At 48.5% G+C, this 1,963-nt stretch carries 5 protein-coding genes; all 5 read left to right on the forward strand.

Annotated features, from left to right (window positions below):
• A partial coding sequence (locus LZD49_RS35175; protein WP_234673301.1) for a hypothetical protein occupies positions 1 to 245 on the forward strand: 245 nt, incomplete at its 5' end.
• 8 nt (positions 246 to 253) lie between these two features.
• Positions 254 to 574, forward strand: a complete 321-nt coding sequence (locus LZD49_RS35180; RefSeq protein ID WP_234673302.1) for a hypothetical protein — start codon at positions 254 to 256, stop codon at positions 572 to 574.
• On the forward strand, positions 558 to 845 hold the full coding sequence (locus LZD49_RS35185; protein ID WP_234673318.1) for a hypothetical protein: 288 nt from the start codon (positions 558 to 560) through the stop codon (positions 843 to 845). Before LZD49_RS35180 ends, LZD49_RS35185 begins: the two co-directional genes overlap by 17 nt.
• Positions 845 to 1,291: a M15 family metallopeptidase gene (locus LZD49_RS35190; protein WP_234673320.1), complete on the forward strand. Its 447-nt coding sequence runs from the start codon at positions 845 to 847 to the stop codon at positions 1,289 to 1,291. The genes LZD49_RS35185 and LZD49_RS35190 overlap by 1 nt, the downstream gene beginning before the upstream one ends.
• Positions 1,292 to 1,313: 22 nt before the next feature.
• The coding region (locus tag LZD49_RS35195) for a hypothetical protein (protein WP_234673322.1) at positions 1,314 to 1,963 on the forward strand (650 nt) is incomplete at its 3' end.

The raw sequence follows: 1,963 nt of genomic DNA on the forward strand, positions 1-1,963 counted from the left end.
GATATGAGTTATTAAAACCCACCCTATTCAGTTTAAGATCAGCTTATGAATCCCAAACAAAAGAAGTTGCAGAGCTACGAAACGCCGTGCGTCTGTCAGGCTTGCAAGTTGAATTGCAGGCAAAAGGTTTTGAAGCCGCGATGCGATCGGAAAGGAAGAAATCCAATGCCAGGTTCTGGATAGGTTTCCGGATCGGTTTAGGCGCCGGTGTAGTTGGCGGTTTATTGATAGGCTTGAAAATATGAATAATCCAATGGAAGAGTTATTTAAACGATTTGGGGTTCCCCCTGAAATGTGGATCGTATCCTTTTTTTCGGCTACGCTTTTCACGCTGTACCGGATCTATGAGACAGAGGTTGCGCCCTCGAAGAGGAAGGTAATTTCAATGCTCATCATGGGCCTTGTTAGTGCGCTTATCGTGCCTGGCGTGGTCATCCACTGGCTGGGGGTTGCAAACCCTTCCATTGCGGCTATGATAACCGGTGCGGTTGTATACAGCTTTGAACAGGTAATGCATGCTGTTCGCGGTAAACTTCTCAAAAAACTAGACAACGAAAATGGAAATCCTGCTTAATGTGGTGACGATAGCAGTTTGCTTATTCATCCTCATTCTTACGATTGTGTCACATCGGACACTGAACAATAGAAGAACCGATACGATCGGTAGAAAGCTTTACAGGTATTTGGTAGTACTCTTCTGTGCTGCTGGCATTTGGTATGGGCCGCAGGCTGCAACATTCATATTTCTGTTTGCTGCGCTGCTTACCGAGCGGTTGATTGTTTACAAGGGGTGCCGGTCAAAGAAAGACTGGCTTGGACGCTGGCTTTATAAAATAGGATGGTGATGAAAACGCAAGCACAGCTGATCGCCAAGTTCGGCGATCCGTACAAAAACCGCCTGACATTCGAAAGAATGTGGATGATGGTATGGGAGGTGCCCGACGATATCCGTGAAGCCATTCCGGCAATACCGAAAAGAATCTATCTGAACCGGATTATCCTGATACCGCTGAAAACCACGCTGAGGAAGCTAATATCAACGGGCCTGCACGAGGAAATCGAGACGTGGGACGGCTGTTTCAATATCCGGCCAAAGCGCGGTAGTTCTGGCATATCAACACACTCCTGGGGGATCGCGGTAGACCTGAATGCGGCACTGAATCCCTTTCGTGGTAAAGTAACCTGGTCCGACGAGTTCGTACAGGTGTGGCGGGATATCGGGTGGATATGCGGGGCGGACTGGTCGGCCGCTTCGAAAGATGGAATGCACTTCCAATGGGAGAATTTTTAAACTAACATACTTCATCAATAAAATGAAACGCATTGCTTTTTTGTGGTTACTTCTAGCCTCTTTTATCGCACACGGGCAAACTCTTCCGGATATCAACACCCGGCCGCCTAAGCTGCCAGGCTTTCAGGTGTCAAAACTTAGCCCTTTTTCGTTCAGCTTTCAAGTTAAACCCGGATATGTGATTGAGGGCCCGGTCGTCGCTGAGGTTTACCGGGATGCGCTGCGCCTGATAGATTCAACCGCGATCGATGTTGACGTTCATTCAAACTACGTCACCGTATCATTTACCCAGCAGCAGATCGCATCTTTGCCGATGCTCTCCCAATGCTACATTTCATGGGGAAATCCAAGGATACGTAGGCTTGTCACGGATTTAAAGCCAGGAACGGGCGGCGGAACGCCAACGCTGGGAAAAATTTCGCTTGACATTATCGAGGTCCAGATTGCCGGAGACAGTTATAATTCATGGTTGTCTGCCCAGTATGCAGATTCTTCCAAAATTGATGCCCAAATAGCAGCTGATACCGCGATTGTAAAGGCGTCGGCTGCTACACAAATGGCCACTGCGGCGCTTATCGCAAAGGATACGGCAGTTTCTGCGCGTACGGCCGCGATCACAGCACGGAATACGGCTATTACAGCCAAAGACACTGCCGTTTCTGCAAGGAGTAC

Origin of the sequence: Dyadobacter sp. CY261, from assembly GCF_021440085.1 — a bacterium.
GTDB lineage: Bacteria > Bacteroidota > Bacteroidia > Cytophagales > Spirosomataceae > Dyadobacter.

Excerpts from the sequence above, each read along its gene's own strand:
- LZD49_RS35190 (WP_234673320.1), top strand. The coding sequence starts at position 845 with ATGAAAACGCAAGCACAGCTGATCGCCAAGTTCGGCGATCCGTACAAA.
- LZD49_RS35180 (WP_234673302.1), top strand. The coding sequence starts at position 254 with ATGGAAGAGTTATTTAAACGATTTGGGGTTCCCCCTGAAATGTGGATC.
- LZD49_RS35185 (WP_234673318.1), top strand. The coding sequence starts at position 558 with ATGGAAATCCTGCTTAATGTGGTGACGATAGCAGTTTGCTTATTCATC.